Consider the following 4,393-nt stretch of genomic DNA (forward strand, 5'->3'; position numbering starts at 1 on the left):
TCTCTTCTTTTAATGGTAGTTGACCTGTTTCTACAGCATTAATTAATTCCTGAGCATCTTCTGAGCTAATTAAATCAAGTCTAATGGGTTCTTTCAACAAAAGAATGAAATTTGTCTTGTCACTATCTCCAACATTATAACCTCGTTCTTTAGCTTCTATTTCTATTTTTTGTTCCTGCAAACGTTTGAGAATTTCTTGTTGTTTTCCTTGGTTATAACCGCCACCTTTAACCAGTCTTGATATTCCATAAGCAGCAGCTCCACCAGCAACAGCAGCTCCAGCAACTAAAGCTAGAGGTGCACCAACTGCCATGCCAACTCCAGTTAATGCTGTCAATACCGGTATGGGAGCTGTCGTTGCTCCTGCAACTGTTGCAACTGCTCCAACACCAACTGCTCCAAGTCCAGTAATTCCAACATCACCTAAAATGGCTAATTTATCATTAGGATTTTTTTCTAATTGTTCAATAGCTTTTAAAATTTGTTCCTTATTTGGTTTTTTAGTTGTACTCATATTCACCTCTAAATAATATAATAATATGAAATGATTCGTGAAAAAAACTGTAGGGGTTGGGTTTCCAAATCCCATTTGCGCTTGGGTTTGGAGACCCAACCCCTACGATAAAATATTACAACCTAATTTAGGATTGCTATAGTTAATATTTCTATCTAAGCTATTGCAACTTCACGGAAAACTGTATTGAAAACTTCAGCTAATAGTTGAAAAAACTGTTGAGCAATTTCAAATAAATCTTCACCTACACCTTGAAAAGATTTATCTAATCTATGACCAGCTAATGCACCTACAGCAGTAATAGTTATTCCTAAAGCCATTGCCACAGGTGCTAAGAATTGTCCTAAAATTGGTATAGAAGTGATTAAAGCAGCTACAGCAGCACCTACTGCTACACCAATTCCTGCACCTACAATTAAAAAAGGATGCGCTTTGACAAATTCAATAATTTTAATTAGTACAATTTTGCCTATATCAAAGAATTTTTTACCTACTTTCTTTGTATAAGTCATTAGTTCGTGTAGTCTAATAGTCACTTCCGGAGGCAATTCACTGTCATTTAACCATACATATATATCACTACTTGTCATTGAATTTGCGTCTACTTGCCAGAGAGACATTTTTAGATTTGCCTGGGCTGGTGATAAGTCTTTATTGTTCATTTTTCCTGGTTTTAACTAATAAAAATTGCTTGAAATATAAAAGGGTATTTTTATCAAATATTCTCGACGAATGAGCCTAAATTTCATTAGCTATTTTAACCCTTTTTTTTATTATCGACTAAATATATTACTTCGGCTAGAGGGAAAAAGTAGTTTTAGGTAGCTAATTTTACAATCATTTTTACTTCATCTAGTATCAAAAAGTAGGATTTAACCCCTAAAGTAGGAAAAAGTAGAAAAAGGTGAGACAATAAACTTAAACTCACTATATTCACCGGACTAATGAATGTTGAAGAGGTCTTAAAACTTGCTGATGAACTGGTATTTGTCAAGACGGGAAAACACTTAAATAGTCTGCAACAAGATATCTTAAAAGGTGTTTGGAATAGTCAAAAATACGCAGAGATAGCTAATAACTGTAATTGTACTGAAACCCATGTTAAAAAGGTAGCCTCTGACTTGTGGAAAACACTGTCAGAAACCTTGGGGGAACGCCTGAATAAATCTAATTTGAAAGCTACATTAGAAAGGTCGCAGTTTGCCAACGTTTCCTCATACTTTTTGCAAGACTCTGTACATATTGGTAATGTTAATCTTTGTACAGATAATGTACATTCTCCAACAGTTTCACCACCGCCACAACCTCAGCAAACTTCTACTCAAAAAACAACAAAACCGCCGATACGAATAGACTTAACTAATGCACCTGAAGCCAAATCTTTTTACGATCGCTACACCGAACTAAATATCTTAGAAAAATATATCCTCGAAGATAAATGTCGTTTACTGGCAGTTTTGGGAATAAGTGGGATAGGAAAAACAGCCTTATCTATCCACCTATTGGCAAATATTAAACACAAATTTCAATACATTATCTGGCGCAGTCTCAGCACTTCTCCATCTCTACAAACCACTCTCAAATACTTAATTAAGTTTCTATCTAACCAACCAGAAACTGAGTTACCAACTACGAATGATGATAGATTATCCCTACTCTTAGAATACTTACAAAAGTACCGTTGTCTTATCGTATTAGATGATTTACAAATGATATTAAATGGTGGGAAGTTAGCAGGTAATTATCAACCAGAATATGAAGATTATAGTTTGTTGTTTAAACTGGTAGGAGAGTTATCTCATAAAAGTTGTTTGATATTAAATAGTTGGGAACCACCTCTGGAGATTAGTAGTTTAGCTGGTGAAAATTTACCCGTGCGTTGTTTCAAGTTGAATGGTTTAGGTAAAGCTGGATTTGAAATCTTCCGAGAAAATGGTTTATTGGATGAGGATAAATGGTCAGTTTTGATTAATAATTATGGAGGCAACCCATTATGGTTAAAAATTGTTTCTAGGATGATTAGTAGTTTATTTAATGGCAGAGTTGCTGAATATTTAAAATATGATTGTCTGTTTTTGAGTGAAGATTTGACGAGTGGGTTAAGGCAACAGTTTCAGCGTTTGTCTGATTTTGAAAAACAAGTTATTTTTCAGATTTGTAATGAATCAGAACCCGTTTCTATGTTTAATTTAGTAGAAAATATGGAAATATCTATTTCTGATATTTTGGCGGCAATTCAATCTTTAGAAAGACGGTCATTAATTGAAAAAATCGAAAACTCAAGTGATGCTTTGTTTACAATTCAACCTTTGCTAAAACTGTATTTGCAGACCAATACTCAAAATCAAAAACCAATCACTCAAAGGAAATAATAAATTGACTCAAACTAACAAACTAAAAGCCATAGTTATCACTTAGTAGTAGGGTGTGTTAGCGAAGCGTAACGCACCATTTTTTAGGAAAGCTTAACCGACCCAGATACTTGACAATAAATTCCTGATCTAATTTTTGAATGTATATAGTGGTGCGTTACGGCTAGCGCCTAACGCACCCTACTGGTCTAACTTCAAATAAAATAATTTTTTTTTACAAAAAAACTGCTGACTAAAATTCCACTTAAAGGAAATAATAATAGGTGGTTTTCGTTTGGGAATGAAAGCTGCAAATATTGACATTATTTGGGCTAATAATATTAGCGAACTTTGTTCTGAAGTTGATCAAAGTAATTTTGGTAGTGGCTCAATAGTATTAGACGATATTAATAAAATTAATTTATCAGAAATTCCAGAACACGATTTTTTAACGGCAGGATTTTCTTGTCAACCATTTAGTCAAGCGGGAAAAAAAATGGGAATTAGAGATAGAGTCAGGGAAACACTTTTTGAACGAATTGTTGAAATAATCCAAGCTAAAAAGCCCAAATATTTTTTATTAGAAAATGTCAAAAGAATCTTGACTATGGAAAAAGGGCATCATTTCCGAATTATTTTAAATGCTCTTGCTTCCTTAGACTATTTTCTTGAATGGCGAATCATTAACCCTATAAATTTTGGTATTCCCCAAAACAGAGACCGAATTTTTATTTTTGGTACTTGTATTGAATCTACACAAAAAACTCTCGTTATAGAAAAGCTTTCTGTATTTTTAACAGATAATTATCTTGACAGTTTACCTTGGAATGAAAATAGCAAAGGTGAGTGGTGATGAAATGATGCTTGAATGTTTTAGATTGAATGAAAAAGGAGTGTGGGAGCTTGATTCTTATATGGAAGGGGATAATATTGAGTTGAAAAGTGTTAATTTTGCATCTCCTATAGATTTAATTTATGAGGATGTGGTTTTAGGGGAGTTATAGGAGGAATCTGAAATCCAAAATTTAGTATCTGGAATAGCGATCGCCCAGAAATTTTCTTCAATTATTACTACTCCAAAAGCAATAAAATACAAAGACTTGCCAAAAGAAAAGAATTGTGCATAAATAACTAAAAACCCTCCTCTCTTAAGGGGATAAAAAAAATAAACTTCAGTATTTCGAGTCTCTGACTTCAACGGTCGGTACTGATAACTGATAACTGATAACTGAAATTACTCATGCTAGAAATTATTGACCTATTTGACGAAAACTTCTATTTAGATACTAATCCTGGTGTCGCAGAAGCAATAAACAATGGTATTGTCCAAAGTGGCTTAGACCACTTCAGATAGTACAGCTTCGCGCGACGCACGACGCCGCGGCGGACCACGGTGATGCTGTCGACGATCGGCGAGTACAGCGGGAACACGCGATCCACGCCTTCGCCGAAGCTGATCTTGCGCACGGTGAAGTTGGAGCCCATGCCGCGGTTCGAACGTGCGATCACAACGCCTTCGAAGTTCTGG

6 protein-coding genes are annotated in these 4,393 nt (G+C 34.8%); 3 read left to right on the forward strand and 3 right to left on the reverse strand.

Going from position 1 to position 4,393, the window contains the following annotated elements:
* On the reverse strand, nucleotides 1–514 hold a 514-nt coding region (locus F6K22_RS33390), incomplete at its 3' end, for a hypothetical protein (protein ID WP_293108255.1).
* A 155-nt stretch (nucleotides 515–669) separates the two neighbouring features.
* Entirely contained in the window at nucleotides 670–1,176 is a 507-nt protein-coding gene (locus F6K22_RS33395) for a hypothetical protein (protein WP_293108258.1), read from the reverse strand.
* Nucleotides 1,177–1,458: 282 nt separating this feature from the next.
* Between F6K22_RS33395 and F6K22_RS33400 the strand changes: the two genes are divergently transcribed.
* The 3 genes from F6K22_RS33400 to F6K22_RS33410 all read left to right on the forward strand — a co-directional run bounded on the left by F6K22_RS33400 (nucleotide 1,459) and on the right by F6K22_RS33410 (nucleotide 3,869).
* Nucleotides 1,459–2,886, forward strand: coding sequence for a helix-turn-helix domain-containing protein (locus F6K22_RS33400; protein ID WP_293108260.1), 1,428 nt, complete (start codon nucleotides 1,459–1,461; stop codon nucleotides 2,884–2,886).
* Nucleotides 2,887–3,145: 259 nt separating this feature from the next.
* Nucleotides 3,146–3,718, forward strand: a complete 573-nt coding sequence (locus F6K22_RS33405) for a DNA cytosine methyltransferase (protein WP_293108269.1) — start codon at nucleotides 3,146–3,148, stop codon at nucleotides 3,716–3,718.
* Nucleotides 3,693–3,869 carry a hypothetical protein gene (locus tag F6K22_RS33410; protein WP_293108263.1) on the forward strand — a complete coding sequence of 59 codons (177 nt, stop codon included), beginning with the start codon at nucleotides 3,693–3,695 and terminating at the stop codon, nucleotides 3,867–3,869. Before F6K22_RS33405 ends, F6K22_RS33410 begins: the two co-directional genes overlap by 26 nt.
* 271 nt (nucleotides 3,870–4,140) lie before the next feature.
* Here the strand turns inward: F6K22_RS33410 and F6K22_RS33415 are convergent.
* The coding region (locus F6K22_RS33415) for a 50S ribosomal protein L19 (RefSeq protein ID WP_293108266.1) at nucleotides 4,141–4,393 on the reverse strand (253 nt) is incomplete at its 5' end.

Origin of the sequence: Okeania sp. SIO2F4, assembly GCF_010672385.1 — a bacterium.
Lineage (GTDB): Bacteria > Cyanobacteriota > Cyanobacteriia > Cyanobacteriales > Microcoleaceae > Trichodesmium.